Raw genomic sequence first — 26743 nt, forward strand, 5'->3', positions numbered from 1 at the left:
CTCTTCTACGTCGGCCTGCTCGGCCTGGCGTCGCTCGCGATCGCGTTCATCTCGGTGGTCGTCGTCGTGAAGCTGTTCAAGGGCCAGCGTTGATCGAGCTGCCCGAGGGCCTCGCCCCCGAACTGGTCCCGCTGTCGTGGCTGGTCGGCGTGTGGGAGGGCACCGGCGTGGTCGAGTACCCGGTCGGTGACGACGACGAGGTCCGGAACTACGAGTTCGGCCAGCGTGTCAGCTTCAGCCACGACGGCCTGCCGTACCTGAACTACTCGTCGACCACCTGGCTGCTCGACGACGACCACACCCCGCTCGCCGCCGAGATGGGCTACTGGCGGATCGACCGGCCCACCGAGCCCGGCGACCGCGGCCCCGCGATGCTCCTGGGCGACGGGCCCACGCCCTTCAGCACGGTCGAGAGCGTCGAGGCGCTCCGCAACACCACGGACGGCTTCGACGTCGAGGCAGCGATCATCCACCCGACGGGCGTCAACGAGCTCTACGTCGGCCGCGTGCGGAAGGGTCGGATCGACCTGTCGACCGACGCCGTGCTGCGCTCGCCGAACGCGAAGGACTACTCCGCCGCGACCCGCCTGTACGGGCTGGTCGAGGGCAAGCTCTTCTGGGCGTGGGACATCGCCGCGCTCGGTCGCGAACTCACCTCGCACGCCTCGGGGCAGCTCGCGAAGGTCGACTGATGTCGGTGTTCGCCGCGCGTGACGGCTTCGTCGCCGCCGACTCCGTCGCCGCGCACTTCGGCAACCCGATCGGGGAGCAGCGCCTGCTGACCCGGGGGCGTGCCGTCGTCGAGCTCGGACTCGGTGTCGTCACCGTCACCGGACCGGACCGGCTGTCGTGGCTCAACTCGATCACCTCGCAGCAGCTCACCGGGTTGCCGACCGGCGTCAGCACCGAGACGCTCGTGCTCGACCAGGCCGGACGCGTCGAGCACGCGGCCCGCGTCGTCGACGACGGTGCGACGGTCTGGCTGCTCACCGAGCGCGCTGACGCTGCGCCGCTCGCCGGGTGGCTCGACTCGATGCGCTTCATGCTCCGGGTCGAGGTCGCCGACCGCTCCGCCGACTTCGTCACCCTCGGCTGGTTCGGGGCGGACGCCCCGTTCGCGTCCGTCGAGCTGCCGGAACCGCCCGTCGCCGAGTGGGTCGACCCGTGGAGCGCCGTCACGCCGGGCGGATGGGGCTACGCCGAACAGGAGGCCCACCCCGGCTCCGACTGGACCCTCCGCATCGCCGTGGTCACCCCCGGCACCGCGACCGCGATCGCCACGTCGGACGTGCCCGTCGCGGGGCTGCTCGCGTACGAGGCGCTGCGGATCGCCGCTTGGCGCCCGACCCTGTCCGACGTGGACGAGCGGACGATCCCGCACGAGCTCGACTGGCTGCGCTCCGCCGTGCACCTGTCGAAGGGCTGCTACCGCGGGCAGGAGACCGTCGCCAAGGTCCACAACCTCGGGCACCCGCCGCGACGGGCCGTGCTGCTGCACCTCGACGGGTCCGACGGCGTGCTGCCGGCCCCCGGGACCCCGGTGCTGCTCGACGACAAGCCCGTCGGACGGCTGTCGGCGTCGGCGATCCACCACGAGCTCGGTCCCATAGGGCTCGCCGTGGTGAAGCGCTCGCTCGACCCCACCGCGACCCTGCGGCTCGAGGCCGACGACGTCGTGGTGACCGCGGCGCAGGAGACCATCGTCCCGCCCGAGGCCGGTGCTACGGCGAACGTCCCGCGCCTGCCCCGCCTCGGAGCCGTCAAGCGCTCCTAGCCTGCGCGCTGAGGGTCGCAAGACACCGGTGTTCGCCGGTCGCACCGCGGTTCGCGGGTGTTCGGAGCGCGAACACCGGTGTCCTGCGCGCTGGCGTCAGGCGGGCTCGACGGCCGACCACGGGACGCTGAGCTCACCGAGCCGCCAGCGCGTCACACCGTGCAGCACCGGCCAGCCGCGGTCACGCATCCCGCGCACCGTGGCGATCCACCGCTGCCGGGGCCCGTACGTGCCGAGCGGTGCGGCGACCGCCCACGACAGGTCGAGGTCCCGCAGGAACGCGTGCACCCGTTCGCCGGGCACGTTGCGGTGGATCAGCGCCTTCGGCAGACGCTCGGCGACGATCGAAGGCACGTCGAGCCCGGCGAGCCGGAGGGACACCGTGAACGTCTGCGGCGCGACGTCGTCGAGCGTCACCCACGAGGCCACCCGACCGACCTCGTTGCAGGTCCCCTCGACGAGCGCACCGCCGGGCTGCAGCCGGTCCTGCATGATCCGCCACGACCCGACCACCGCGGACTCGTCGTACTGCCGCAGCACGTTGAAGGCCCGGATGACGGCGGGCCGGCGCTGCCCGGGCGTCGGCGTCTCGAAGCCCCCCAGGCGGAACGTCACGCCGTCGCGGGTCCCGGCGTTCGCGAGCGCGACCCGCGAGGGCTCGATCTCGATGCCCGTCACCTCGACGTCGGGTCGGACGGCGGCCAGCCGGTCGCGCAGTTCGAGGGTGGTGGTCGGTGATGCCCCGTAGCCGACGTCGGCGACGAGCGGGTCGTCCGTCCGGCGCAGCACCGGCAGGGTCGCGATCCACCGGTCGACGCGGCGGAGCCGGTTGTACCCGGTCGTCCCGCGCGTCACGTTCCCGATGGGCATGCGTCAAGGGTACGGGGCCGGTACCGCTCGGTAGACTCGGAGCATGACCTCCACGCTCGTCCTGCTCCGTCACGGCAACAGTGACTGGAACCAGAAGAACCTGTTCACCGGTTGGGTCGACGTCCGGCTCAGCGAGCTGGGCGAGAAGGAGGCGAAGCGCGCCGGCGACCTCATCGCCGAGTCCGGCATCGTCCCCGACGTCCTGTACACCTCGCTCCTGACCCGTGCGATCCAGACGGCGGACATCGCGCTGCTGCAGGCCGACCTGGCCTGGCTGCCGGTGAAGCGCGACTGGCGCCTCAACGAGCGCCACTACGGCGACCTGCAGGGCAAGGACAAGGCCCAGACCCTGGCCGAGTACGGCGAGCAGCAGTTCATGGAGTGGCGCCGTTCGTTCGACGTCCCGCCGCCCCCCATCGCCGACGACGCCGAGTGGTCGCAGTTCGGTGACCGCCGCTACGCCGAGCTCGGCGACCAGCTGCCCCGCACCGAGTCGCTCAAGCTCGTGATCGACCGTCTGCTGCCGTACTGGGAGTCCGACATCACGAAGGACCTCGCCGCCGGCAAGACCGTGCTGGTGACGGCCCACGGCAACTCGCTGCGTGCGCTCGTGAAGCACCTCGACGGCATCTCCGACGACGACATCGCCGGCCTGAACATCCCGACGGGCATCCCGCTGGTGTACGAGCTCGACGACGACTTCACGCCGACGAAGCCCGCGTACTACCTGGACCCCGAGGCCGCCGCAGCCGGCGCAGCCGCCGTGGCCGCCCAGGGTGCCAAGAAGTAGCACCCACGCGAACGACGAAGGCCGCAGCCCCGACGGGGCTGCGGCCTCGCTGTGTCCGGGCAGGCGACACCGGACCACGCGGAGTGTGACGGTCAGACGAAGTGCGACGCGATCTCCTGCACCAGTGCCCCGACGTCGTAGGGCTTCGTCGTGTCGACCCGGATCACCGGGACGCCGGGCAGCCCGACGGGCCGGGCGTCGTCGCCGTGCTCGTCCCAGAAGGCCAGCACGTCGGCCAGGTCCCCGTGCACCTCGTGCCGCACCGGCACGGTGCCCGGTTCGTACCGGTCGCGCAGCCGCTGCTCGGCGGTGGCGCGGTCCGTGTCGCACCACACCTCGACGGCGCGAGGCGACCCGGCGCACGCGAGTCCGGCCTCCAGGAGGTCCCGGTCACGCGACGGCAGCCAGACGGCGTCGAGGACGACCCCGTTCTCGACGGCCCGCGCCATGGACCACATCGTGTCCATCGCGATGCCACCGAGCGGCCGCGAGGCGATCATCGGGCCGACGACGTCGGCGAGGGGCTCCTTGATGCGGTCCTTCGACAGGAACGGGCAGCCGAGCACCTCGGCGAGTGCCGTGCCGATGCTGCTCTTGCCGGAACCGGGCATGCCGTTGACGATGATCGCGACCTGGGCCATGCCACGATCCTCGCAGACCGATCGGGCCGGGTCAGACCGATCGGGCCGGGTCAGACCGATCGAGCCGGGTCAGACCGATCGGGTCGGGTCAGACCGCCGCGGTCGAGGTGGACGCGCCGGTCCAGTCGCCCGTCGCCAGGTACTCGACCTTCTTCGCGATCGAGACCGCGTGGTCGGCGAAGCGCTCGTGGTAGCGGGAGGCCAGGGTGGCGTCGACGGTGTCGATCGGACCGCCCTTCCAGGCCTCGCCGAGCACGAAGTCGAAGACGCTGGCGTGCAGCTCGTCGACGGCGTCGTCCTCGTCGCGGATCTCGGCCGACAGCGCGATGTCCTCGGTGGCGAGCAGCCGCGTGAGCTTCTGCGCCATCGCGACGTCGTGCCGGCCCATCTCCTTGAACGTGCTGCGCAGGCCCTTCGGCACGACCTTCTCGGGGAAGCGCTGGCGGGCGAGCTGCGCGATGTGCTCGGCCATGTCGCCCATGCGCTCGAGCGAGGAGCTGACGCGCAGGGCGGTCACGACGACGCGCAGATCGCGGGCCACCGGTGCCTGGCGGGCGAGGATGTCGATCGCGATCTCGTCGAGGCTGTTCGCGGCGAGGTCGATCTTCTCGTCGTCGGCGATCACCTCTTCGGCGAGGGCGACGTCGGAGTCGCTGAAGGCCTGGGTGGCTCGGGTGATGGCGGACTCGACGAGCCCGGCGATCTCGGTCAGTCGCTCCTGGACGTCCTGGAGTTCCTGCTGGAAGACTTCGCGCATGGGGGAGTACCTCTCTCTGCGTACCGGACGAGTGTCGTCAGCCCAGGTGAACGAACGGTGACGCGGGGCTGAACGCTTCGCGTTCTGGCCTTCCGCAGACGGTGAACGGTACCGGAACCCCGCATGACCATCCCTACACTGGCGGCATGGACAACGCGTGGCTCGTGCCACTGTCGATGCTCCTCGGCGGGGTCTTCGGCGCGGGCGTCGTGGTGCTGATCATCACCGCCGAGCGGACGGCACGTGCTGCCGACGTGGCGGAGCGGACCCTGCCGGACGGCGTCGCAGCGGTCATCGCGACGATGCACAACCCGGCGGTCGTCATCGACCCGTCGAACACCGTCGTCGCGGCATCCCCCCAAGCGCTCACGGCGGGGCTCGTCGTGCGCCGACGCCTGGTGCACCGCGAACTGCTCGAGCTCATCGACCGGGTGCGCAAGAGCGGGGAGATGGGGTCGGAGGACCTCGAGCTGCCGCGCGGCCGCCACGGGGAGCTCATCGGCTACCTCAGCTTCCGCGCCGCCCAGCTCGGCAACCGGTACGTCCTGCTCACCGCCGACGACCTGACCGAGAGCCGGCGCATCGACGAGGTCCGCCGCGACTTCGTCGCCAACATCTCGCACGAGCTCAAGACGCCGATCGGCGCCATCGGCCTGCTGTCCGAGACCCTCGTCCTCGCCGCCGACGACCCCGCGCACGTCAAGAAGTTCGCCGCGCAGCTGATCACCGAGTCCGAGCGGCTCGGGGCGCTGACGAAGGACATCATCGAGCTGTCCAGGCTGCAGTCCGTCGACGCGCTCGAGAACAGCGAGGAGACCGGCATCGACAAGATCGTGCAGGCCGCGATCGACGCGAACGAGGTCGTCGCCCGCGCCCGCTCGATCGAGATCATCCGCGCCAAGAAGTCGAAGCTGCGGGTGATGGGCGACCGGGGGCTGCTGCAGGTCGCGGTGTCGAACCTCATCGCCAACGCGGTGAAGTACTCGCCGGACAACACCCGCGTCGGTGTGGGCGTCCGGTCGTCCAAGGGCTTCGTCGAGATCGCGATCACCGACCAGGGCGTCGGCATCCCCGAGGCCGACCTCGACCGCGTCTTCGAACGGTTCTACCGTGTCGATCCCGCACGGTCGCGCGCCACCGGGGGCACCGGCCTCGGGCTCGCGATCGTCAAGCACGTCGTCAGCAACCACGGTGGTGACGTGCGCGTCTGGTCGCAGCCCGGCAAGGGCTCGACCTTCACCATCCGTCTGCCCGAGGCGGATCCCGAACTGACCACAGCACTCGAAGAGCAACTGGAAGAGCAGCCATCGTGACCAAGATCCTCATCGTCGACGACGAGCCGGCCCTGAGCGAGCCCCTGGAGTTCCTGCTGCAGCGTGAGGGGTACGAGACCTCCGTCGCTGCCGACGGCGTGACCGCGCTGTCGAAGTTCGACGCCGAGAACCCCGACCTGGTGCTCCTCGACCTCATGCTGCCGGGCCTGAGCGGCACCGAGGTGTGCCGGCAGATCCGGACCCGGTCGAACGCGCCGATCATCATGCTGACCGCGAAGGACTCGGAGGTGGACATCGTCGTCGGGCTCGAGCTCGGCGCCGACGACTACGTGACGAAGCCGTACTCGACCCGGGAGCTCCTGGCCCGGATCCGTGCCGTGCTCCGTCGCCGGACCGAGGACGACCCGGCGGACAGTGGCATCCTGCAGGTCGGCGGCATCCGGATGGACGTGGAGCGACACACGGTGTCGGTCGACGGGTCCGAGACGCCGATGCCGCTCAAGGAGTTCGAGCTCCTCGAGCTGCTGCTCCGGAACGCCGGCCGAGTGCTGACCCGCGGGCAGCTCATCGACCGGGTGTGGGGTTCCGACTACTTCGGCGACACCAAGACCCTCGACGTGCACATCAAGCGCATCCGCTCGAAGATCGAGCGGGTCCCGTCGACCCCCGAGATCCTGGTGACGGTCCGCGGTCTCGGGTACCGCATCGAGGCCTGAGGCACGCGGCCCGAGACGTACGGACAGGAGGCCCGGTGCGAGTCCGTGGGACTCGCACCGGGCCTCCTGTGCGAACGGTCCGGGCGCGGTGTCAGCCGCGCCCGTCGGCGTCAGTTGGTGCCGTTGTCACCCTCGGACGAATCCGTCTGCGAGTCGGTCGGCTGCGTGCCGGGGACGGCCTCGCCGGTCGACTGTGCGCCGCTCTCGGACGGGGACGTCGAGGTGGGCGTCGGGGTCGGGCTCGGCGCGAGGGTCTGGTACTCCTCCTGCGAGCTCGTCAGCACCGGCACGTTCGCGGAGACGCCCTCGGCGTCGGGGTAGCTGAAGTAGACCTTGACGAGTGAACCGGGCTTCGCGTCCGCGTTGTCGAACACGATCGGCTCGGCGTCACCGGCGGTGGTGCCCTGCGTGGTGTCGCCCTCTTGCACGCTCGACTCGTCGTCGCTGCCCGCACCCGAGGCCATGGCGAGGTCGACGTGGGTGTTCGCCGGCACGTCGACGGTCTGGGTGTCGCCGCCGACCTCGATCGAGACGGTGTAGTCGTCCTGGTCGTCGTTGTTCACGAGCGTGCCGATGAAGCGGGCGCTCTCACCGTCGTCCGAGATCAGGAGGGCGTTCCGCACGTCGACCTTGCCGGCCGAGACGTCCACGCCGTCGGTGATCTGCTTGATGTCGGCGGTGTGGGCCGGCGACATGAACTCGCACCCGGTGGCGCCGAGCGCGATGGTTGCCGCAACGGCGACGGACACGAGTACCCGAGGTCGCAAGAGATTCCTCCGTAAGTCACGATGAGGACCGGGCGGTCCCCGCGCCCATCCTAGCGATCACCGGGAGGGGTGAGCGTTGAGGGTCCCCTTACCGGAACGGCCCTTGTGGTAAACTGGATGTCTGGGAACGGAGCCTGATACATGCAATTCGAGGTCGGCGAGACCGTCGTCTACCCCCATCACGGGGCGGCAACCATCTCTGAAGTCAAGACTCGCGTCATCAAGGGCGAGGAAAAGGTCTACCTGAAACTGCGGGTGACGCAGGGTGACCTGACGATCGAGGTCCCGGCGGACAACGTCGACCTGGTCGGCGTCCGCGACGTGATCGGCAAGGAAGGACTCGACAAGGTGTTCGAGGTCCTCCGGGCGCCGTTCACGGAAGAGCCCACCAACTGGTCACGCCGGTACAAGGCGAACCTCGAGAAGCTCGCTTCCGGTGACGTCATCAAGGTGTCCGAGGTCGTCCGCGACCTCTGGCGGCGCGATCAGGACCGCGGGCTCTCCGCGGGCGAGAAGCGGATGCTGGCCAAGGCCCGGCAGATCCTGATCTCCGAGCTCGCGCTGGCCGAGAAGACCGACGAGGACAAGGCATCGACCGTCCTCGACGAGGTCCTGGCTTCCTGAGCCTGACGACAGCGCACTGAACGCGACAGCACGAACGACGACCGCACGGTTCCCCGAAGGGGTGGACCGGGCGGTCGTCGTCGTTGCGGCGGGCTCCGGCACCCGGCTCGGCATCGGGACCGCGAAGGCGTTCGTGCCCGTGGCCGGTTCGCTGATGCTCGCGCGGGCGCTCGAACCCCTGTTCGCGTTGCCGTCGCCGACGCTCGTCGTCGTGGTCGCACCGGCGTCGCACCTGGACGAGTGCCGGCAAGTGGTCGGCTCGGTCGCGGGTGCTGCGGTCGCCTACACAGCCGTCGTAGCCGGAGGCGCGGATCGCCACGGTTCGGTCGAGGCCGGCCTGGCCGTCCTGCCGGACTCCGTCACCACGGTGCTCGTGCACGACGCGGCGCGGTGCCTCACGCCCGCGGCGCAGTTCTCGCGGGTGTTCGACGCCGTCGCCGCCGGTGACGGTGCGGGCGTCGTACCGGCGCTCCCCGTCACGGACACGGTGAAGCGGGTCGACGGTGACGTCGTCGTCGAGACCGTCGACCGTGCGGCGCTCGTCGGGGTGCAGACGCCGCAGGGCTTCCCGCTCGCGGCACTGCGGCGGGCCTACGCGGTGTCGTCGCAGTCCGAGACGGACGACGCCGGGGTGTTCCAGGCCGTCGGCGGCACCGTCCGGTTCGTGCCGGGTGACGCCGACGCCTTCAAGATCACGACGCCGTGGGACCTCGGCCGGGCCGAGTCGATCGTGCGGGCGCGGACCGAGGCGACTGTTGGTGCCGGAGCCGGTGTGCGGGCGGCGGACGCTGTCGACGCGGTCCGGTTCGGGCTCGGGGTGGACGTGCACGCCTTCGACGACGCCTCGCCCTGCCGCGTCGGGCTGCTCGACTTCCCCGGCGAACCCGGCCTCTCCGGGCACAGCGACGGCGACGCGGTGGCGCACGCCGTGTGCGACGCCCTGCTCTCCGCCGGGGGCCTCGGTGACATCGGCGGGCGCTTCGGCACCGCTGACCCGCGGTACGCCGGCGCCGCGGGCGACGTCTTCGTCCGCGGCGCGGTCGCGCTGCTCGCCGACGCCGGGCTCGTGCCGGTGTCCGTCACCGTGCAGGTCATCGGCAACCGGCCCCGCATCGGTCGTCGCCGCGACGAGATGCAGGACGCCCTGTCCGCGGTCGTCGGAGCACCCGTCGCCGTGTCCGGCACGACGACCGACGGGCTCGGGTTCACCGGCCGCGGCGAGGGGCTCGCGGCGATCGCCACGGCACTCGTGCGTCCCTCCTGAAACCGCGGCTCCGCGCCGATTAGGGTTGAGGCGTGACCGTTCGCCTCTACGACTCCCGCGCCGCAGCCGTCGTCGACCTCGTGCCCCTGGTCGACGGACACGTGAGCGTCTACGTCTGCGGTCCGACGGTGCAGTCGTCGCCGCACATCGGGCACCTGCGGTCCGCGCTCGTCTACGACATCTGGCGTCGGTGGCTCACCCACCGCGGCTACCGGGTGACCCTGGTGCGCAACGTCACCGACATCGACGACAAGGTCCTCGACCTGGCTGCCGGCACGGACGAGGAGTGGTTCGCCCGCGCCTACCGGGTCGAGCTCGAGTTCACGGCCGCGTACAACGCCCTCGGCATCCTGCCACCGACCTACGAGCCGCGGGCCACGGCGAGCGTGCCGCAGATGCACGAGATCATCCAGCGCCTCATCGACCGCGGGCACGCCTACGCCGCCGACGACGGCTCGGGTGACGTCTACTTCGACACCGGCAGCTGGGCCGACTACGGGGTGCTCACCCGGCAGCGGCGCGAGGACATGGTCGAGGCCGCCGACGCCGATCCGCGTGGCAAGCGCGACGCCCGTGACTTCGCGCTCTGGAAGGGTGCGAAGCCCGGCGAGCCGTCGACGGCCAACTGGGACTCCCCGTGGGGCGCCGGCCGCCCGGGCTGGCACATCGAGTGCTCGGCGATGTCCCGTCGGTACCTCGGCCCCGCGTTCGACATCCACGGCGGCGGGCTCGACCTGCGCTTCCCGCACCACGAGAACGAGCTGGCGCAGTCCACGGCCGCCGGGGACGCGTTCGCGTCCTACTGGCTGCACAACGGACTGGTGACGGTCGAGGGCCAGAAGATGTCGAAGTCGCTCGGCAACTCGATCTTCGCCGCGGACTTCCTCGGATCCGCCCGTCCCGCCGTCGTGCGCTACTTCCTCGGTGCCGCCCACTACCGGTCGTCGATCGACCACCACGAGGGCTCCCTGGCCGAGGCCGAGGCGGCGTACGACCGCATCGCCGGGTTCCTCGAGCGCGCCGAGACCCGGCTCGAGGGCGTCCACCTCGCCGACGCCCCGGCCGTGCCCGAGGCCTTCGCCGCCGCCATGGACGACGACCTGTCCGTGCCCCAGGCCCTGGCCGTGCTGCACGAGACCGTGCGCACCGGCAACGCTGCCCTGGACGTCGACGATGCGGAAACGCTCGGGACCGCGTACCATCAGGTGGCTGCGATGGTGGAGGTGCTCGGCATCGACCCGCGAGCCGCCCACTGGTCGGGCGGCGGCCACGACACCTCGGCAGGCCCGCTCGCCGCCCTCGTCGAACGCCTCGTGCAGGAGCGCGCGGACGCCAGGGCAGCACGGGACTTCACCGCGGCCGACCGCGTGCGCGACGACCTCGCCGCCGCGGGCATCACGATCGAGGACACGCCGTCCGGAACACGCTGGAGCATCGCCTGAACACGGCAGTGCCGAACAGGAGCTACGCATGAAGAACGTCTCGGGAAGCAAGAAGGGTCGGCCCGGCGCCGTCCGCGCCGGTCGCAAGGGCAACAAGCAGGTCGGTTCCGGCGGACAGGGTGCCCAGGCGCTCGAGGGCCGCAAGCCGACCCCGAAGGCCGAGGACCGCCCGTACCACCCCGCCGGCAAGCGCAAGGCCGCGAAGGACCGCTTCGAGGCGGCCAAGGGTCGGCACGGTTCCTCGAGCACCCCGCAGGGTCGCACCGGCCGTCCGCCGGCACGCAAGACCGACGACTCCGAGCTCGTGACCGGGCGCAACTCCGTGCTCGAGGCCCTGCGCACGAAGACCCCGTCGTCGACGCTCTACATCGCGTCGCGCATCGAGGTCGACGACCGCGTGAAGGAGATCCTCGCGCTCGCCAACCACCGTGGCGTGCCGATCATCGAGCTCATGCGTCCCGAGCTCGACCGCATCACCGGACACGACAGCGTGCACCAGGGCGTCGCCCTCAAGGTGCCGGCGTACCAGTACGCCGTGTCCGAAGACATCGTCGAGCAGGCGTTCTCGCGCGACCAGGTCCCGCTGCTCGTCGCGCTCGACGGCATCACGGACCCCCGCAACCTCGGCGCCATCATCCGCTCGACCGCGGCCTTCGGCGGACACGGCGTCATCGTGCCGCAGCGTCGTTCGGTCGGCGTGACAGCGTCGGCGTGGAAGACCTCGGCCGGTGCCGCGGCGCGCACGCCCGTCGCGATGGCCCCGAACCTCACGCAGACCCTGAAGTCGCTCAAGTCGATGGGCCTGTTCGTCCTCGGCCTGGACGGCGACGGTGACGTGGAGCTCGACGGCCTCGAGCTCGCCGACCGCCCGATCGTGATCGTCGTCGGTTCCGAGGGCAAGGGCCTGTCGCGCCTGGTCACCGAGACCTGTGACGCGATCGTGTCGATCCCGATCTCGAGCGCCACCGAGTCCCTGAACGCCGGCATCGCCGCGAGCGTCACGCTGTGGGAGGTCGCTCGGCGCCGTCGCACCGCGTAGCCGCAGCACTTCGTGCGCAGGAATGGTCGCCTCCCCGAGCGGGAGGCGACCATTCCTGCTCACGGTGCTGTCTGGGGCGGGCCCGAAAGGTCAGGACACGTCGGCTGATGCCTGCCGTGCGGTCACGCGTCGTCGCTGCGCGACGCCGCAGGTGACGGTCCGTGACCGGTCGAGGTTCGCCCGGCGGGGTGTCGTGACCGCTCGACGTCCAACGTCACCACAGGCGGGGCTGGGCGTGACGGTCTGGAGGGCCGGCGCCGGTCTCCGGGACGCGGGCCGGGCCTCCAGACGGTCGCGTTCTCGACCCCCGAACGGTCGGGACACGTCTGGTGCTGCCCGCCGTGTGGTCACGAGTCGTCGCTGCGCGACGCCGCAGGCGACGGTCTGCGACCAGTCGGCGCCCACCCGGCGGGGTGTCGTGACCGAGCGGGGCCCGCGTCAGACCGTGGCGCGCCAGTCGTCGACGTCGTCGGACTCGTCGGCGTCGTCGTCGCCCAGCACCGGGATCGGCACGGTGATCGACGAGGTCGGCGGGTTGATGAGCAGGCGCTCGTCGCGACGGTGTCGGAGCACGTCGTTGATGTAGGCGGTCGTGGCCTCGGGCAGGGAGACGGAACGCTCCTCTTGCTGGGACATGAACCAGCGGTGCTCGAGCAGCTCGTGGAACACCTCGGCGGGTTCGAGTCGGCCGCGCAGGTCACGGGGGATCGAGCGGACGACGGGCTCGAAGACCCGAGAGACCCACTCGTGCGCCACCATCTCCTCGTCGAGTTCGTCGCGGCCGTTGCGGGCGCGGTACGAGTCGAGGTCGTTGAGCAGGCGCCGGGCCTGGTTCTCGCCGGCGTCGAGCCCGGTGAGCCGCAGCAGTCGGCGCTGGTGGTGCCCGGCGTCGACGACCTTCGGCTGGATCCGGACCTGCGAGCCGCCCTCGGTCGTGTGGATCGAGAGCTCCTCGATGTCGAAGCCGAGCTCGTTCAGGCGCTCCACGCGGTCGTTGATGCGCCAGCGTTCCTTGATGTCGAACTGCTCGGTGCCGGTGAGCTCGGTCCAGAGCGTGCGGTACTGGGCGACGATGCGGTTCGAGACGTCGACGGGGTCGGCGTTCTCGTCGAGTCGACCGCCGGCCTCGAGGTCGAGCAGCTCGCCGGCGATGTTCACGCGGGCGACCTCGAGGTCGTTCTCGCGCTGGCCGTTCGACAGCCCGCCGGGGTAGAGCTTGCCGGTCTCGGCGTCGACCAGGTACGCGGCGAAGGCTCCGGCGTCGCGACGGAACAGCGTGTTCGACAGGGACACGTCGCCCCAGTAGAAACCGATGACGTGCAGGCGGACGAGGAGCAGCGCGAGGGCGTCGACCAGACGGGTGGCGGTCTCGGGGCGCAGCGTCTGCGAGTAGAGCGCGCGGTAGGGCAGGGAGAACCGCAGGTGGCGGGTCACGAGCACGGGGTGCAGTGGTTCACCGTCGGCGTCGACGCGATTGGTGATGACCGCGACCGGGTCCACGCACGGCACGTCCATGCGCTGCAGGGTCCGGAGCATCTCGTACTCGGACCGGGCGACCTCTTCGCCGGTCTCCTTCACTGCGGCGACGTAGCCGCTCAGGTGCACGAACCGCACGAGGTGCCGCGAGATGCCCTTCGGCAGCGCGACGATCGTGTCGTCGGGCCAGTCGGCGAGCGGCAGGTCCCACGGCAGGTCGAGCAGGCCGGGGTCGACGGTGGCGGCGGTGATGGACATCGAGTCGGGCACGGTGGTTCCTCTGGTGTCGGGGACAGCCGAGAGCCCGCGTCCGCCCTTGTGAGGCGGGCGCGGGCTCTCGGGGGAGTGCGCTGGTTACGCGCTGACGACGGCCTTGTCGTCGAGGCGGTCGCCCGACTCGGTGTCGAAGGCGTGGACGTGGCCCTGCTTCGGCGTGATCACGATCGTGTCACCGATCGACGGGTGCGCACGACCGTCGACACGGGCGACGATGTCGGCGCGCTGGCCGTTCACGTCGGCGTGACCGTAGAGGTAGCCGTCGGCGCCGAGCTCCTCGACGACGTCGACCGTGACGGGCAGGCCCTCGCCGGACTGCGACACGATGACGTCCTCGGGGCGGATGCCGACCGTGATCTGTGCGGCACGGGCGTTCGACAGGGTGTCGCGGTCGATCGCGTGGTTGAGCGTGCCGAACCTGATGCCGCCCTCGATGACGTCGGCGGGCAGCAGGTTCATGGCCGGCGAACCGATGAAGCCGGCGACGAACACGTTGTTCGGCTTCTCGTACAGGTCGCGCGGGGTGCCGACCTGCTGCAGGATGCCGTCCTTGAGCACCGCGATGCGGTCACCCATGGTGAGGGCCTCGGTCTGGTCGTGCGTGACGTAGACCGTGGTGACGCCGAGACGACGCTGCAGCGACGCGATCTGCGTGCGGGTCTGGACGCGGAGCTTGGCGTCGAGGTTCGACAGCGGCTCGTCCATGAGGAACACCTGCGGCTGACGGACGATCGCACGGCCCATCGCGACGCGCTGACGCTGACCACCGGAGAGCGCCTTCGGCTTGCGGCCGAGGTAGTCCTCGAGGTCGAGGAGCTTGGCGGCTTCCTGCACGCGGGTGGCGCGCTCTTCCTTGCCGACGCCGGCGATCTTGAGCGCGAAGCCCATGTTCTCGGCGACGGTCATGTGCGGGTACAGCGCGTAGTTCTGGAACACCATCGCGATGTCGCGGTCCTTCGGCGGGACGTCCGTGACGTCGCGGTCGCCGATGCGGATTTGACCGGAGTTGACCTCTTCGAGGCCGGCCAGCATGCGGAGCGAGGTGGACTTGCCGCAGCCCGAGGGGCCGACGAGGACGAGGAACTCGCCGTCGGCGACGTCCAGGTCGAGGGAGTCGACCGCGGGACGGTTGCCTCCGGGGTAGAGACGGGTTGCCTTGTCATAGGTGACGGACGCCATGAGCGTTCGGTCCTTCCTTCACCGGCAGGTACGTGCCGGACGATCCGAGTGAAGCGGTGTGCCCGTACGGGCCCCGGACAGTCGCCGTCGACTGTCGAGGTTCATACAACACGAGTTCACCCGGGTGCGCCAGTGTTTTCCCCCTTGGTCGGCGGCTTCCCAGAGCGCCCCACTACAATCGCCGGGTCCGTCCGCCGAGCAGGGGAACGCCGAGCGGACACCGATCAGGAGGACGACGCACCGATGAACAACCGCCCCGAGGGTGCCGCCCGCGCCGCGCGGAACGAGCGCCGTGAAGCCGCCCGCCAGCGAGCCCAGCGTGCCCGGACCCAGCAGAAGCGACGCCAGCGTGGTGTCCGGCTCGGCCTGCAGATCGGGCTCGGGGTCGTGCTCCTCGCCGCCGCGACGATCGTCACGCTCGTGCTGGTCGACTCCGTGAAGCCCGCCGGCCCCGGCCCGTCGACGATGTCGCAGGGCGGCATCACCATCGGGCAGGGTCTGAAGCCCGTCACGGCGTCCGCGTCCGGATCGGCCTCCGCGTCGCCGAGCAGCGCCGCGACCGAGGGGGCCGGCACCGTCCGGATCACCCTGTACGTCGACTACCTCTGCCCGGGCTGCGGCCAGTTCGAGCAGGCGAACGGCGACTACATCAAGGACCTCGTCGACTCCGGTGCAGCCACGGTCGACATCCACCCGGTCGCGATCCTGTCGAACCGCTCGCAGGGCACGAAGTACTCCCTCCGCGCCGCGAACGCCGCCGCCTGCGTCGCCGAGCACTCCCCGGACCAGTTCTACGCGGTGAACCAGGCGCTCTTCGCGAAGCAGCCGGACGAGGGCACCCCGGGCCTGACGAACGCCGAGCTCACCGACGTCGTCACGGGCGTGCAGGGGCTGCAGCAACGCAGCGCCGTCCGGAGCTGCATCGCCGACCAGGACTACGCCAAGTGGGTGGACGAGCAGACGACGGCGGTATCCGGGGGCACGATCCCCGGGTCGACGCTCAAGGAGTTCCCTGGCACGCCGCTCGTGCTCGTGAACGGGCAGCGCTACGAGCTGACCTCCCCGGTCACGAACGACGACTTCCGCACCTTCGTGGTGACGGCCGCCGGGGCGACCGACGCGACCCCGACACCCACGCCCAGCGCGACCCCGTCGCCCACGCCGACCAAGCGCTGACGTCTCGACGAGCGCTGACGTCTCGACGAGCGCTGTCGTCTGGAGGAGCGCTGACGCGCTGACCACGGACGGGAGGCCCGGTGCCGGCTGGCACCCCTCCCTCGCAGGCTCGGTCGGCGCGCCCCGCGCGACGCTTCGCGTCGCCGCTGAGCGGGTCGCGCCAGTCCGTGATCGGTGCGGCTACAGGGCCGAACCCGGGATGCTCAGGGTGTCGCAGCTCGTCGCGCCCTGCTGGTAGCCCCGCAGGAACCAGCGCTGTCGCTGCTCGCTCGACCCGTGCGTGAACGAGTCCGGGTCGACGCGGCCGGTCGCACGCTCCTGGATGCTGTCGTCGCCCACGGCGCTCGCCGCCGACAGGGCGTCGGTGATCTGGGAGCGGGTGATCGGTTCGAAGAACGTCTCGCCGTTCGCGTCCTCGGTCGTGGCGGCGTCGCCGACCCAGGCTCCGGCGTAGCAGTCCGCCTGCAGCTCGACGCGGACGCTGCCCGACGACGCACCCGTGCCGGAGCGGTCGGTGTTCGCGAACGACCCCTGCAGCTGCTGCACGTGGTGGCCCCACTCGTGTGCGACGACGTACATCTGCGCGAGCGGACCGCCGGACGAGCCGTACTGCGATTGCAAGTCGTCGTAGAACGCGGTGTCCAGGAAGACCGCACGGTCCGGCGGGCAGTAGAACGGGCCGGTCGCGGCCGATGCCTGCCCGCACGAGGTGTCGGTGGAGTCCTGGAACAGGAAGAACTCCGGGGACGTGTACGAGATGCCGAGCGACCGCGCCTCGGACGTCCAGTAGGCGTCGAGCGACTCGGCCGCGCCCTCCATCCGGCACTCGACGCGCAGGTTGGCGTCGCGCCCGGTCCGGCACTCGGGAGCGGCGTCGGCGGACTCGCCCTCCTGCTGGATCGTCGTCAGGCCGTCGCCGCCGCCGACGATCCCGCTCAGGTCGAAGCCGGTGAACTGCGCGATCAGGAACACCACGATGGCGCCGACGCCCACGGCACCTCCGCCGATCGCTGTGGTGCGACCCCGCCGCTTGACCTTGCCGCCCCGGAGTCGCGAGTCGTCGTTGAACGTCATGATCCCGAACCTACCGATCAGCGGCCCCGCGTACCGTCGGCGGCGTCGGCCACCCCGACACCTGTCGTACACCTGTCGTACAACCGGAAGGAACCGCACGATGGCCACTCCCATCAGCACCGTGATGAGCCCCGCCCGCTACGTCCAGGGCAAGGACGCGATCACCCGCGTCGGCGAGTTCATCGCCCCGATCGGCAAGCGGCCCCTGATCGTCGCCGACGACGTGGTCTGGGGCATCGTCGAGACCGCCGTCACCGAGAGCTTCCGATCCGCCGACCTGGGCGTGGAGCGTGTCGGGTTCGGCCGATTCGCCACCCCCGAGGCCGTCGACGAGCTCGTCGAACAGATTGGCGCGAAGGACGCCGACGTCATCGTGGGGCTCGGTGGCGGCTCCGCGATCGACGCCGCGAAGGCCGCTGGGCACCTCGCCGGCATCCGGTGGGTGAGCGTCCCGACGGCTGCGTCCACCGACGCCCCGACCTCGGCGCTCGCCGTCATCTACACCGCCGAGGGCGAGTTCATCGAGTACCGCTTCTTCCCGCACAATCCGGACCTGGTGCTCATCGACACCAGGCTCGTCGCCAACGCGCCGGTGCAGTTCCTGGTCGCGGGCATCGGCGACGCACTGGCGACCTGGGTCGAGGCCCGTGCCGCGAAGCGCGCCAACGCCGACACCATGGCCGGTGGCCTGCAGACCCAGACCGGCGTCGCGCTCGCCGAGCTGTCGTGGAAGCTCCTGCACGAGAACGCCCTGCAGGCCATCGAGGCCGTCAAGGCCAAGGTCGTGACCCCGGCGCTCGAGAAGGTCGTCGAGGCGAACACGCTGCTGTCCGGCCTGGGCTTCGAGTCCGGTGGGCTCGCCGCCGCCCACGCGATCCACAACGGGTTGACCGCGGCTCCGCAGGCGCACGGCCTGGCGCACGGGCAGAAGGTGAACATCGGGACGATCGCGCAGCTCGTGCTCGAGGGTGCCCCGGCCGAGGAGATCGAGGACTTCGTCGTCTTCACCACGAAGGTCGGCCTGCCGAACACCCTGACCGAGATCGGCCTGACGGTGGACGATCGTGACGTGCTGCACGCCGTGGCCGAGGCCGCGACGGTGGAGGGCGAGACCATCCACAACATGCCGTTCCCGGTGACGCCGGAGCTCGTGGTCGACACCCTGGTCGCGATCGAGGGCATCGCACGCAGCATCCGAGCCGAGCACGGTCTGCCGGAGCCCGTGCTCTACGAGCACCACTGACGTTCGATCAACGCCGACGGGCGAGGGGTCAGGTGCGGATCAGCGGCTCCGTCGTCGCCAGGTCCGCACCGATCCCGACGTCGACGAGTTCGATCCGCCCGGCGAGGGTGGCGGCTGGACCGGTCAGCAGGCCGGCCTTCACACCGCCGAAGGTGACGGTGACGTCGGCGTGCAGGACGTGGTCGTCCGCGACGCCGCCGGTGTCGACGTCGATGCCGCTCGGCACGTCCACCGCGACGACGAACGGCGCACGCTGGTCGCGGGCGAGCTCACGGATGGCGTCCACGACCTCGCGTGCGGGGGACCGCAGCGCGTTCGCGCCCTGTGCCCCGATGCCGAGGATGCCGTCGAGCACCAGGTCGGCCTGGAGCGCCGCCTCGGTCGCGACGTCCGCCAGGCGTTCGCCGTCACTCCGGCCGGCGGCCCGCAGGATGTCGGCCGCTCCGCCCGAGTCCGGTCCCGAGGCGCCGGACGGGCCGTCCAGCAGACGGGCGCCGGCGTCCAGCGCCGCTGCCAGGCCGGCCTCGTGGACACGGGAGCCGACGCGCAGGACCGCCACGTGCCTCCCGGCCGCTGCCAGGCGTGCGCCCGCGAACAGGGCATCACCGCCGTTGTCGCCGCTGCCGGCGAGCACGAGGACGGATCCCGGCCCGTCGACCGGCCGCACGGCCGGGTCGTCCAGCAGGTCGCCGACGATGCGCGCGAGCCCGTCGGCGGCACGCTGCATCAGGGGTTCCCCCGCGTCGAGGTGGGGGCGTTCCGCCGCCCGGATCTGATCGCCGCCGTAGCCGTCCATGGCCACCACACTGCCCCGATACGCTTGAGAGGACATGTCACTCGTCCCCGAAGCGCCCCGCCCCCGGTTCGTGATGTCGCCCGACGGCCTGCGACTCGCGACCTACGACTTCGGCGACCCCGACGCCCCGGCCGTCATCGCGGTGCACGGCTTCGCGTCCGGTGCGGTGCTCAACTGGCACGCCTCGGGCTGGACACGGCACCTGGTCCGTGCCGGGTACCGGGTCCTGGCACTCGACCAGCGCGGGCACGGCGCGAGCGCGAAGCCGCACGACCCGGGTGCCTACTCGATGGACCTGCTCGTCGCCGACGTCACCACGGTCATCGACACGTACCTGCTCGACGACGTCGCGTTCCTCGGCTACTCGCTCGGCGCACGGGTCGGCTGGCACACCGCCGAACGGCTGCCGGGCCGGATCTCGCGCGCGGTGTTCGGCGGGATCCCGGACGCCGACCCGATGCGTCGCGTCCGCGTCGACCAGGCGAAGGCGTACATCGCGGACGGCACCCCCATCGAGGACCGCGTCACCAACGGGTACCTGACGATGGCGGGCAACGTCGAGGGCAACGACCTCGGCGCGCTCGTGGCCATGGTCGAGGGGATGCGGAACAGCATCGAGCCGACCCCGGAGAACGCCCCGGCGCAGCCGCTCCTGATCGCCGCGGGCAGCGAGGACGGCATCCGCGACAGCGCGGTCCGGCTCGCCGAGGCCGCACCGGACGCCACCTTCTTCGAGATCCCGGGGCGGAACCACTCCAACGCCCCGACCTCGCGGCCGTTCCGCGAAGCGGCGCTGCGGTTCCTGTCCGCCCCGCGCTGAGGGGTACTCGTGGGTCCCCTCGGTCGGACGGCACCGGGCGTACCGTCCCCGCCATGGACTACAGACTCCTCGGCAACAGCGGGACATCGGTGTCGACGCTGACCCTCGGCACCATGACGTTCGGCAGTGAAGCCGACGAACCCACCTCACACGCCATCCTCGACGCCTTCGTGGCAGCCGGCGGCACGCTCGTCGACACCGCGGACGTCTACTCCGGCAACGAGTCCGAGCGGATCATCGGCCGCTGGCTCGCAGCACATCCCACCGAGGCCGCGCAGGTCGTCCTCGCCACCAAGGGCCGGTTCCCGCAGGGCGACGGCCCGAACGACCTCGGCCTGTCCCGACGACACCTGCGCGTGGCCCTCGACGCCTCGCTCGAGCGGCTCGGCGTCGACCACATCGACCTGTACCAGATGCACGCGTGGGACGCCCTGACCCCCATCGACGAGACCCTGCGGTTCCTCGACGACGCCGTGTCCGCCGGCAAGATCGGCTCCTACGGGTTCTCGAACTACCTCGGCTACCAGGTCACCAAGGCCGTCTACGAGGCGAAGGCGCACGGCTGGGCGCCGCCCGTCACCCTGCAGCCGCAGTACAACCTGCTCGTCCGCGACATCGAGCACGAGGTCGTGCCCGCCTGCCTCGACGCCGGCATCGGCCTGCTGCCCTGGTCGCCGCTGGCCGGCGGCTGGCTCTCCGGCAAGTACCAGCGTGACGAGGCCCCGACCGGCGCCACCCGCCTGGGCGAGAACCCGCAGCGCGGCATGGAGGCGTGGGAGGCCCGCAACGGCGACGAGCGCACGTGGGAGGTGCTCGACGCCGTCTCCGAGGTGGCCGACGCCCACGACGCGTCGAAGTCGCAGGTCGCACTCGCCTGGCTGCTGGCCCGTCCCGCGGTCACGAGCGTGATCCTCGGCGTCCGCACCCTGTCGCAGCTCGAGGACAACCTCGGTGCCGCGGACCTGGTGCTCACCGACGACGAGCTCGCCCGGCTGACCGACGCCAGCGCTCCCCGCATCGACGACTACCCCTACGGCACGGCCGGCGTGGCGCAGCGGGAGCGGAAGATCACGGGCGGTCGCTGAGCGGACAGGGCCGCTGCGCGTTCGTGCACATCGTGCGGATTTCCGCGGATGTGGGGTCAGGGTGTGGACGTGCGGGTCGGTGAGGTGTCATCCTCGTCGCACGACCGGCTGGTTACCGCGTCCAGCGCCCGGAACGCCCCCTGATCCGCGTTCCGTGTGCCGATGCCCCGGGCGAGACTTCGCCCGGGGCATCGCTTCATCCGGGGCCGGCAGCGGGACTTGAACCCGCAACCCCCGTATTACAAGTACGGTGCGCTACCAATTGCGCCATGCCGGCTGACGCCGCTCATCCTACCGGTGAGGGCGTCCGGGGCTCACTCGCCCGACTTCTCCGAGAAGTTCAGCGAGATCGAGTTCATGCAGTACCGGTCACCCGTGGGGGTGCCGAAGCCGTCCGGGAACACGTGGCCCAGGTGCGAACCGCAGTTCGCGCAACGGACCTCGGTGCGGGCCATGCCGAGGGAGTTGTCCTCGATGAGCTGCACGGCGTCCGGGTTCACCGACTCGTAGAACGACGGCCAGCCGCAGCCGGAGTCGAACTTCGTGCCGCTCTTGAACAGCTCCGCGTTGCAGGCCGCACAGGTGTAGACGCCCGCGCGCTCCTCGTCGAGGAGTTCACCGGTCCACGGTCGTTCGGTCCCCGCCTGGCGGAGGACGGCGTACTGGTCCGGGGAGAGCTCCTCGCGCCACTGGGCGTCGGACTTGTCGACGTTGTATGCCATTGGTTCCTCCTGCTTCCGGCCGGGCTCTTCCGGGCACTCCCGACCACTTCACTAAACTCGCCACGATGTCCGAGCATTCCGTGCACCACGCCCGCTGGACCCGTCTGACGACGGACGAACTGTACGGCATCGTCGTCCTGCGCAACCGCGTGTTCGCGCTCGAGCAGCGGGTCACCGCCGAGGACTTCGACGGCCGTGACCGCGAGCTCGACACGGAGCACTGGTGGTTCGGCACGGACACCGCTGCGGTTGGGTACCTGCGGCTCATCCGCCCGGCGGCGGACGAGGTCCACCCCGACGGTGCAGCGCCGCCGGCGTGGGTGATCGGACGGGTCGCGACCGACCCTGAGCACCGTGGGCAGAGGATCGCCGGCCGGCTCGTCGCCGCTGTGCTCGACGAACACGGGCACGACCCGTTCGTCCTGCACGCCCAGGAGTACGTCGCCGCCCTGTACGAGCGGCACGGCTTCGTGCGGTTCGGGGAGCCGTACGACGAGGCCGGCATCCGTCACGTCGGCATGCACCGGCCCGGGCGCTGATGGACACCCGCGCCCGGTACGACGCGTACGCGGACCGCATCCAGGCCGTCTCGCCGTCGTACGCCGCCTGGGCACGGTCGCTCGACGACTCCCTCGTCGCGCTCCTCGCCGAGGTCCCCGAGCAGCAGCGGCAGCCCGAACTGTTCTTCGCGGTCGCGCGGCGGTTGGGTGCGGACCCGTCGGACCCGGGTGCGCTGCGCGCGCTCGGCCTGGAGGCCCGCCCCGCGCTGGTCGCGGCCCTCGCCTCCGCCACGGTGCAGGCCAACGACCCGCAACGGCTCGCACCGGTCGTCCCGCTCTTCGCGGCGCTCGCCGAACGGTCCGCGCGTCCGCTCGGTCTGGTCGACGCCGGGGCCGCCGCCGGGCTGTGCTCGATCCCGGACCGGGTGACCCTGGACTACCGGGTCGGTTCCGGGGCCGCGGTCCTCCGGATGCACACGGCGGTCGCCGATCCCGCGCTCCGGCTGGTCGCGGACGCCTCCGGGGCCGTCCCCGCGCCGGCCCGTGTCCCGATGACGGTCGGCGCACGAGTCACGCTCGACCCGAACCCGATCGACCTGTCGCTCCCCGGTGCCTTCGACCGTCTGGTCGAGGCCGTCCCGCCAGAGGCGTCGGACCGGACCGCCCTGATGCGTCAGGCTGCGCGCGCGACGCTCGCCGTGCCTCCAGACCGACTCGTCGGCGCCGTGCCAGGTGACCTCGACCGTGCACTGGACGCTCTGCCGGACGACGTCGAACCGGTCGTCCTGACCACCGGGACCCTGGTCTACGTGCCGGGCGCGGACCGGCAGCGGTTCGTGGACCGGATCCGCGAGCGGAGCGTGCACTGGATCGCCCTCGAACGCACCGGGATCCTGCGCCAGGTGGCGGCGACGCTGCCCGACGACGTCGACGTGGCGGACCCGGACTCGTTCGCGACGGTCTCGCTCGACGGGGTCGCGGTCGCCGTCTCCGACCCGTTCGGCACGCGTGTGCGGTGGTTCCGCACGCCGAACCTGTGACCGGTGTTCGCGACAGTCCAGCGCCGTGCCAGGGTCCGGATCGACTCCACCCCTACGATGTGCGAGACCCGTTACCCGATACGTGATCGGAACCGCCGTGACCAGCCCCACCGACGAACGCCGTGTCGACGAGCGCAGCGTTGATCAGCTCGATGCTGACCAGCTCGGTGCTGACCAGCTCAGTGAGCTCGCGAAGCACGTGCTGTCGTTCGAGCAGGACAGGGCACGGCACGACCGCACGAAGGAAGCGGAGATCCGGGTGGAGTTCGAGATGTCGGCGGCGCGCTACTACCAGGTGCTGAACCGCGTGATCGACTCACCCGCGGCACTCGCGTACGACCCGCAGCTCGTCACCCGGCTGCAGCGGCTCCGTCACGCGCGCACCAGCGCCAGGGCGACGCGCAGCTTCGTCGCGCCCGGTGCAGCTCCCGAAGGACGTGAAGAGGAACGATGAGCACGAGATTCCCCCGAGACCGGTTCGACGACGTCGCCGACGGCCCGCGGGTCGGTGCACACCGCGGAGCACAGCGTCGCGGCCGTGGATGGATCGCCTTCGCCTGGGCGGCGCTCGCCACCGGTGTGCTCGTCGGCATCGGGGTGCTCGTCCTCGCACTGCTGAACGGCAGCTACTCGTTCAACGGTTCCGACTCTCCCTCGGCGTCCACGTCGGCGTCGGCGACCGCGAAGCCCTCGGCGACGTCGAAGCCGTCCGCGTCCTCCTCCGCCGGTTCCGGATCGGCTGGTGCGGGCAGCGCTGCGGCCGCGACGCCGGCACAGCAGGGCACCACCACCGTCGTCGTCCTGAACGGCACGACCACCACGGGCCTCGCCAGCCGGGCGAGTGCGGCGCTGACCGGCGCCGGCTGGCAGGTCGCCTCCACCGGCGACGCCGGCACGACGGGGTCGACGTCGACGATCGTCTACTACCAGCAGGCGTCGCAGGCGGCGGTCGCGCAGGGCATCGCGAAGCAGCTCGGCGTCACGGCGGTGCAGCAGTCGGCGGCGTTCCCGAACGCCGACGTGAGCGTCGTGCTCGGCGCCGACTACACCGGCTGATCGGCCGCGGTGCCACGTCGCGCCGCGTTTTCCGCGCATTGTGTGACGGCTGTGTTTCGGGCACGTTGATTTCTGACGGAATCGACGTGAAACAACGTCACACCTCTTGCCTGATCGGGCGCGTTCGGTCAGAGTCCCATGCAGACGACGATCACGTCGTTCCGCACTGCAGTACCAGGGAGCAAGAGATCATGGCCAACGGAACCGTGAAGTGGTTCAACGCTGAAAAGGGCTTCGGCTTCATCACCGTGGATGGAGGGGGCCAGGACGTGTTCGTGCACTACTCGGCCATCGACATGTCGGGTTACAAGGTCCTCGAGGAGGGCCAGGCCGTCGTGTTCGACGTCGGCACCGGGTCGAAGGGCCCGCAGGCAGAGTCCGTCCGCCCCGCCTGAGCACGACCACTTCCAGAACGCGCCGTCCCGTCAGGGGCGGCGCGTTCGTCGTGTGCGGCGACGGTGACGGGTGCGGGGAGCGCGACCGCGGCGGTGGTGCGGGGTCCGCCGGACGCGACGTGTCCTGGGAAGTCGTCACGAGCCTCCCGACTGTGTTGCACTCACACCCGGCGAGTGCCAGAATCGGCGTTGGCACTCGCTCACGCTGAGTGCCAGCACGACCCCCAAGACGACGTCCGGGAGGGACGAAAAACCACATGGCTAAGATCATTGCTTTCGACGAGGAGGCCCGCCGTGGCCTCGAGCGCGGCCTGAACCAGCTGGCCGACGCCGTGAAGGTGACGCTCGGCCCGCGCGGCCGCAACGTCGTCCTCGAGAAGAAGTGGGGTGCCCCCACGATCACGAACGACGGTGTCTCCATCGCCAAGGAGATCGAGCTCGACGACCCGTACGAGAAGATCGGCGCGGAGCTCGTCAAGGAGGTCGCCAAGAAGACCGACGACGTCGCCGGTGACGGGACGACCACCGCGACCGTCCTCGCCCAGGCGCTCGTCCGCGAAGGCCTCCGCAACGTCGCCGCCGGTGCCGACCCCGTGTCGCTCAAGCGCGGCATCGAGAAGGCCGTCGCCGCCGTCTCCGACCAGCTCCTCGCCAACGCGAAGGACATCGAGACCAAGGACCAGATCGCCGCGACCGCGTCGATCTCGGCAGCTGACCCGACCATCGGCGCGCTCATCGCCGAGGCCATCGACAAGGTCGGCAAGGAAGGCGTCGTCACCGTCGAGGAGTCGAACACCTTCGGCACCGAGCTCGAGCTCACCGAGGGCATGCGCTTCGACAAGGGCTACCTGTCGCAGTACTTCGTCACCGACCCCGAGCGTCAGGAAGCCGTCTTCGAGGACGCCTACATCCTGATCGTCAACTCGAAGATCTCGAACATCAAGGACCTCCTGCCGGTCGTCGACAAGGTGATCCAGGCGGGCAAGCAGCTCCTGATCATCGCCGAGGACGTCGACGGCGAGGCCCTGGCCACGCTCGTCGTGAACAAGATCCGCGGCATCTTCAAGTCCGTCGCCGTCAAGGCCCCGGGCTTCGGCGACCGCCGCAAGGCCATGCTGCAGGACATCGCGATCCTGACCGGCGGCCAGGTCATCTCGGAAGAGGTCGGCCTCAAGCTCGAGAACGCGACGCTCGACCTGCTCGGTCGTGCCCGCAAGGTCGTCATCACCAAGGACGAGACCACGATCGTCGAGGGTGCCGGCGACGCCGAGCAGATCGCCGGCCGTGTCCGACAGATCCGTGCCGAGATCGAGGCGACCGACTCCGACTACGACCGCGAGAAGCTCCAGGAGCGCCTCGCGAAGCTCGCCGGTGGCGTCGCCGTCATCAAGGCGGGTGCCGCGACCGAGGTCGAGCTCAAGGAGCGCAAGCACCGCATCGAGGACGCCGTCCGCAACGCGAAGGCTGCCGTCGAAGAGGGCATCGTCGCCGGTGGTGGCGTCGCCCTCATCCAGGCCGGTGCCGTCGCACTCGAGGCCCTCGAGCTCGAGGGTGACGAGGCGACGGGTGCGAACATCGTCCGCGTGGCCATCGACGCGCCGCTCAAGCAGATCGCGCTGAACGCCGGTCTCGAGCCGGGTGTCGTCGCCGCCAAGGTCCGCGAGCTCGAGTCGGGTTGGGGCCTCAACGCCGCGACCGGCGAGTACGTCGACCTGATCGCCGCCGGCATCATCGACCCCGCCAAGGTCACGCGCTCGGCGCTGCAGAACGCTGCGTCGATCGCCGGTCTGTTCCTGACCACCGAGGCCGTCGTCGCCGAGAAGCCCGAGCGCACCCCTGCTGCTCCGGCTGGCGACCCGACGGGTGGCATGGACTTCTAAGTCCGTCTGACGGAAGGGCCCCGCACGCTGCGCGTGTGGGGCCCTTCCGCGTGTGCGGGGGTGGCGG

Annotated in this window: 28 protein-coding genes and 1 tRNA gene; 19 read left to right on the top strand and 10 right to left on the bottom strand. The window is 70.8% G+C overall.

Features of this window, described 5'->3' with window-relative positions; translation table 11 throughout:
- Positions 1-89: 89 nt before the first annotated feature.
- Together DEJ27_RS14110 and DEJ27_RS14115 are read left to right on the top strand one after the other, a co-directional pair.
- Positions 90-692 carry an FABP family protein gene (locus tag DEJ27_RS14110; RefSeq protein ID WP_110861785.1) on the top strand — a complete coding sequence of 201 codons (603 nt, stop codon included), beginning with the start codon at positions 90-92 and terminating at the stop codon, positions 690-692.
- A complete protein-coding gene (locus DEJ27_RS14115; protein WP_111091230.1) occupies positions 692-1774 on the top strand; it encodes a folate-binding protein YgfZ in 1083 nt (360 codons plus the stop codon). Before DEJ27_RS14110 ends, DEJ27_RS14115 begins: the two co-directional genes overlap by 1 nt.
- Positions 1775-1870: 96 nt before the next feature.
- Here the strand turns inward: DEJ27_RS14115 and DEJ27_RS14120 are convergent, their stop codons facing one another.
- Positions 1871-2644: a class I SAM-dependent methyltransferase gene (locus DEJ27_RS14120; protein WP_110863119.1), complete on the bottom strand. Its 774-nt coding sequence runs from the start codon at positions 2642-2644 to the stop codon at positions 1871-1873.
- A 43-nt stretch (positions 2645-2687) separates the two neighbouring features.
- On the opposite strand from DEJ27_RS14120, the gene DEJ27_RS14125 reads away from it, so the two are divergent.
- Entirely contained in the window at positions 2688-3434 is a 747-nt protein-coding gene (locus tag DEJ27_RS14125) for a phosphoglyceromutase (protein ID WP_071244006.1), read from the top strand.
- 92 nt (positions 3435-3526) lie between these two features.
- Here DEJ27_RS14125 and DEJ27_RS14130 read toward each other — a convergent pair whose 3' ends face one another.
- Complete coding sequence (locus tag DEJ27_RS14130; protein ID WP_110861779.1) at positions 3527-4075, bottom strand: AAA family ATPase; 549 nt, start codon at positions 4073-4075, stop codon at positions 3527-3529.
- Positions 4076-4163: 88 nt separating this feature from the next.
- Positions 4164-4832, bottom strand: coding sequence for a phosphate signaling complex protein PhoU (gene phoU / locus DEJ27_RS14135; RefSeq protein ID WP_027466613.1), 669 nt, complete (start codon positions 4830-4832; stop codon positions 4164-4166).
- Between the two features lie 146 nt (positions 4833-4978).
- On the opposite strand from phoU, the gene DEJ27_RS14140 reads away from it, so the two are divergent.
- Positions 4979-6145, top strand: coding sequence for a cell wall metabolism sensor histidine kinase WalK (locus DEJ27_RS14140; protein WP_110861777.1), 1167 nt, complete (start codon positions 4979-4981; stop codon positions 6143-6145).
- Positions 6142-6822, top strand: a complete 681-nt coding sequence (locus tag DEJ27_RS14145) for a response regulator transcription factor (protein WP_027466611.1) — start codon at positions 6142-6144, stop codon at positions 6820-6822. The genes DEJ27_RS14140 and DEJ27_RS14145 overlap by 4 nt, the downstream gene beginning before the upstream one ends.
- 110 nt (positions 6823-6932) lie before the next feature.
- On the opposite strand, the gene DEJ27_RS14150 is transcribed toward DEJ27_RS14145, so the two are convergent.
- Positions 6933-7571, bottom strand: coding sequence for a hypothetical protein (locus DEJ27_RS14150; RefSeq protein ID WP_111091231.1), 639 nt, complete (start codon positions 7569-7571; stop codon positions 6933-6935).
- A 159-nt stretch (positions 7572-7730) separates the two neighbouring features.
- Here DEJ27_RS14150 and DEJ27_RS14155 point away from each other — a divergent pair, with 159 nt between their 5' ends.
- The 4 genes from DEJ27_RS14155 to rlmB are packed head-to-tail and all read left to right on the top strand — an operon-like array spanning position 7731 to position 11958.
- Positions 7731-8213 (top strand): CarD family transcriptional regulator, encoded by a 483-nt coding sequence (locus tag DEJ27_RS14155; protein WP_017888066.1) that lies wholly within the window; start codon positions 7731-7733, stop codon positions 8211-8213.
- A 16-nt stretch (positions 8214-8229) separates the two neighbouring features.
- On the top strand, positions 8230-9477 hold the full coding sequence (gene ispD, locus DEJ27_RS14160) for a 2-C-methyl-D-erythritol 4-phosphate cytidylyltransferase (RefSeq protein WP_375231900.1): 1248 nt from the start codon (positions 8230-8232) through the stop codon (positions 9475-9477).
- Between the two features lie 32 nt (positions 9478-9509).
- A complete protein-coding gene (gene cysS, locus DEJ27_RS14165) occupies positions 9510-10919 on the top strand; it encodes a cysteine--tRNA ligase (protein ID WP_111091233.1) in 1410 nt (469 codons plus the stop codon).
- Positions 10920-10947: 28 nt separating this feature from the next.
- The gene (gene rlmB / locus DEJ27_RS14170; RefSeq protein WP_017888063.1) at positions 10948-11958 is read left to right on the top strand and encodes a 23S rRNA (guanosine(2251)-2'-O)-methyltransferase RlmB; all 1011 of its coding nucleotides are present in this window, start codon (positions 10948-10950) and stop codon (positions 11956-11958) included.
- A gap of 438 nt (positions 11959-12396) precedes the next feature.
- Here the strand turns inward: rlmB and DEJ27_RS14175 are convergent, their stop codons facing one another.
- Together DEJ27_RS14175 and DEJ27_RS14180 are read right to left on the bottom strand one after the other, a co-directional pair.
- Positions 12397-13704: a DUF4032 domain-containing protein gene (locus DEJ27_RS14175; protein WP_110861768.1), complete on the bottom strand. Its 1308-nt coding sequence runs from the start codon at positions 13702-13704 to the stop codon at positions 12397-12399.
- Positions 13705-13788: 84 nt separating this feature from the next.
- Positions 13789-14889, bottom strand: coding sequence for an ABC transporter ATP-binding protein (locus tag DEJ27_RS14180; RefSeq protein ID WP_027466605.1), 1101 nt, complete (start codon positions 14887-14889; stop codon positions 13789-13791).
- Between the two features lie 243 nt (positions 14890-15132).
- Here DEJ27_RS14180 and DEJ27_RS14185 point away from each other — a divergent pair, with 243 nt between their 5' ends.
- A complete protein-coding gene (locus DEJ27_RS14185; protein ID WP_110861766.1) occupies positions 15133-16065 on the top strand; it encodes a thioredoxin domain-containing protein in 933 nt (310 codons plus the stop codon).
- Between the two features lie 180 nt (positions 16066-16245).
- Here DEJ27_RS14185 and DEJ27_RS14190 read toward each other — a convergent pair whose 3' ends face one another.
- Positions 16246-17139 carry a neutral zinc metallopeptidase gene (locus DEJ27_RS14190; protein WP_110861764.1) on the bottom strand — a complete coding sequence of 298 codons (894 nt, stop codon included), beginning with the start codon at positions 17137-17139 and terminating at the stop codon, positions 16246-16248.
- A gap of 100 nt (positions 17140-17239) precedes the next feature.
- Between DEJ27_RS14190 and DEJ27_RS14195 the strand changes: the two genes are divergently transcribed.
- On the top strand, positions 17240-18382 hold the full coding sequence (locus tag DEJ27_RS14195) for a glycerol dehydrogenase (RefSeq protein ID WP_110861762.1): 1143 nt from the start codon (positions 17240-17242) through the stop codon (positions 18380-18382).
- Positions 18383-18410: 28 nt separating this feature from the next.
- Here the strand turns inward: DEJ27_RS14195 and DEJ27_RS14200 are convergent, their stop codons facing one another.
- Positions 18411-19214: an NAD(P)H-hydrate epimerase gene (locus DEJ27_RS14200; protein WP_258369911.1), complete on the bottom strand. Its 804-nt coding sequence runs from the start codon at positions 19212-19214 to the stop codon at positions 18411-18413.
- On the opposite strand from DEJ27_RS14200, the gene DEJ27_RS14205 reads away from it, so the two are divergent.
- Positions 19213-19998 (top strand): alpha/beta fold hydrolase, encoded by a 786-nt coding sequence (locus tag DEJ27_RS14205; protein ID WP_110861758.1) that lies wholly within the window; start codon positions 19213-19215, stop codon positions 19996-19998. The genes DEJ27_RS14200 and DEJ27_RS14205 overlap by 2 nt on opposite strands.
- 53 nt (positions 19999-20051) lie before the next feature.
- Positions 20052-21083 (top strand): aldo/keto reductase, encoded by a 1032-nt coding sequence (locus DEJ27_RS14210; protein ID WP_110861756.1) that lies wholly within the window; start codon positions 20052-20054, stop codon positions 21081-21083.
- Positions 21084-21287: 204 nt separating this feature from the next.
- Here DEJ27_RS14210 and DEJ27_RS14215 read toward each other — a convergent pair.
- Both DEJ27_RS14215 and msrB read right to left on the bottom strand, forming a co-directional pair.
- A tRNA-Thr gene (locus DEJ27_RS14215) sits at positions 21288-21360 on the bottom strand.
- A gap of 37 nt (positions 21361-21397) precedes the next feature.
- Positions 21398-21805, bottom strand: a complete 408-nt coding sequence (gene msrB / locus DEJ27_RS14220) for a peptide-methionine (R)-S-oxide reductase MsrB (RefSeq protein ID WP_027466599.1) — start codon at positions 21803-21805, stop codon at positions 21398-21400.
- 65 nt (positions 21806-21870) lie between these two features.
- On the opposite strand from msrB, the gene DEJ27_RS14225 reads away from it, so the two are divergent.
- The 6 genes from DEJ27_RS14225 (at position 21871) to groL (ending at position 26676) form a co-directional block, all read left to right on the top strand.
- Positions 21871-22344 carry a GNAT family N-acetyltransferase gene (locus tag DEJ27_RS14225; RefSeq protein WP_181420118.1) on the top strand — a complete coding sequence of 158 codons (474 nt, stop codon included), beginning with the start codon at positions 21871-21873 and terminating at the stop codon, positions 22342-22344.
- Entirely contained in the window at positions 22344-23345 is a 1002-nt protein-coding gene (locus tag DEJ27_RS14230; RefSeq protein WP_110861642.1) for a DUF2332 family protein, read from the top strand. The genes DEJ27_RS14225 and DEJ27_RS14230 overlap by 1 nt, the downstream gene beginning before the upstream one ends.
- A gap of 97 nt (positions 23346-23442) precedes the next feature.
- Complete coding sequence (locus DEJ27_RS14235) at positions 23443-23799, top strand: DUF3263 domain-containing protein (protein ID WP_110861879.1); 357 nt, start codon at positions 23443-23445, stop codon at positions 23797-23799.
- The gene (locus DEJ27_RS14240; protein WP_110861640.1) at positions 23796-24401 is read left to right on the top strand and encodes a LytR C-terminal domain-containing protein; all 606 of its coding nucleotides are present in this window, start codon (positions 23796-23798) and stop codon (positions 24399-24401) included. Before DEJ27_RS14235 ends, DEJ27_RS14240 begins: the two co-directional genes overlap by 4 nt.
- Positions 24402-24592: 191 nt before the next feature.
- The gene (locus DEJ27_RS14245; RefSeq protein ID WP_017888049.1) at positions 24593-24796 is read left to right on the top strand and encodes a cold-shock protein; all 204 of its coding nucleotides are present in this window, start codon (positions 24593-24595) and stop codon (positions 24794-24796) included.
- 257 nt (positions 24797-25053) lie between these two features.
- Positions 25054-26676, top strand: coding sequence for a chaperonin GroEL (gene groL / locus DEJ27_RS14250; RefSeq protein ID WP_071404070.1), 1623 nt, complete (start codon positions 25054-25056; stop codon positions 26674-26676).
- Positions 26677-26743 lie beyond the last annotated feature (67 nt).

Source organism: Curtobacterium sp. MCPF17_018 (genome assembly GCF_003234135.1).
Classification (GTDB): domain Bacteria; phylum Actinomycetota; class Actinomycetes; order Actinomycetales; family Microbacteriaceae; genus Curtobacterium; species Curtobacterium flaccumfaciens.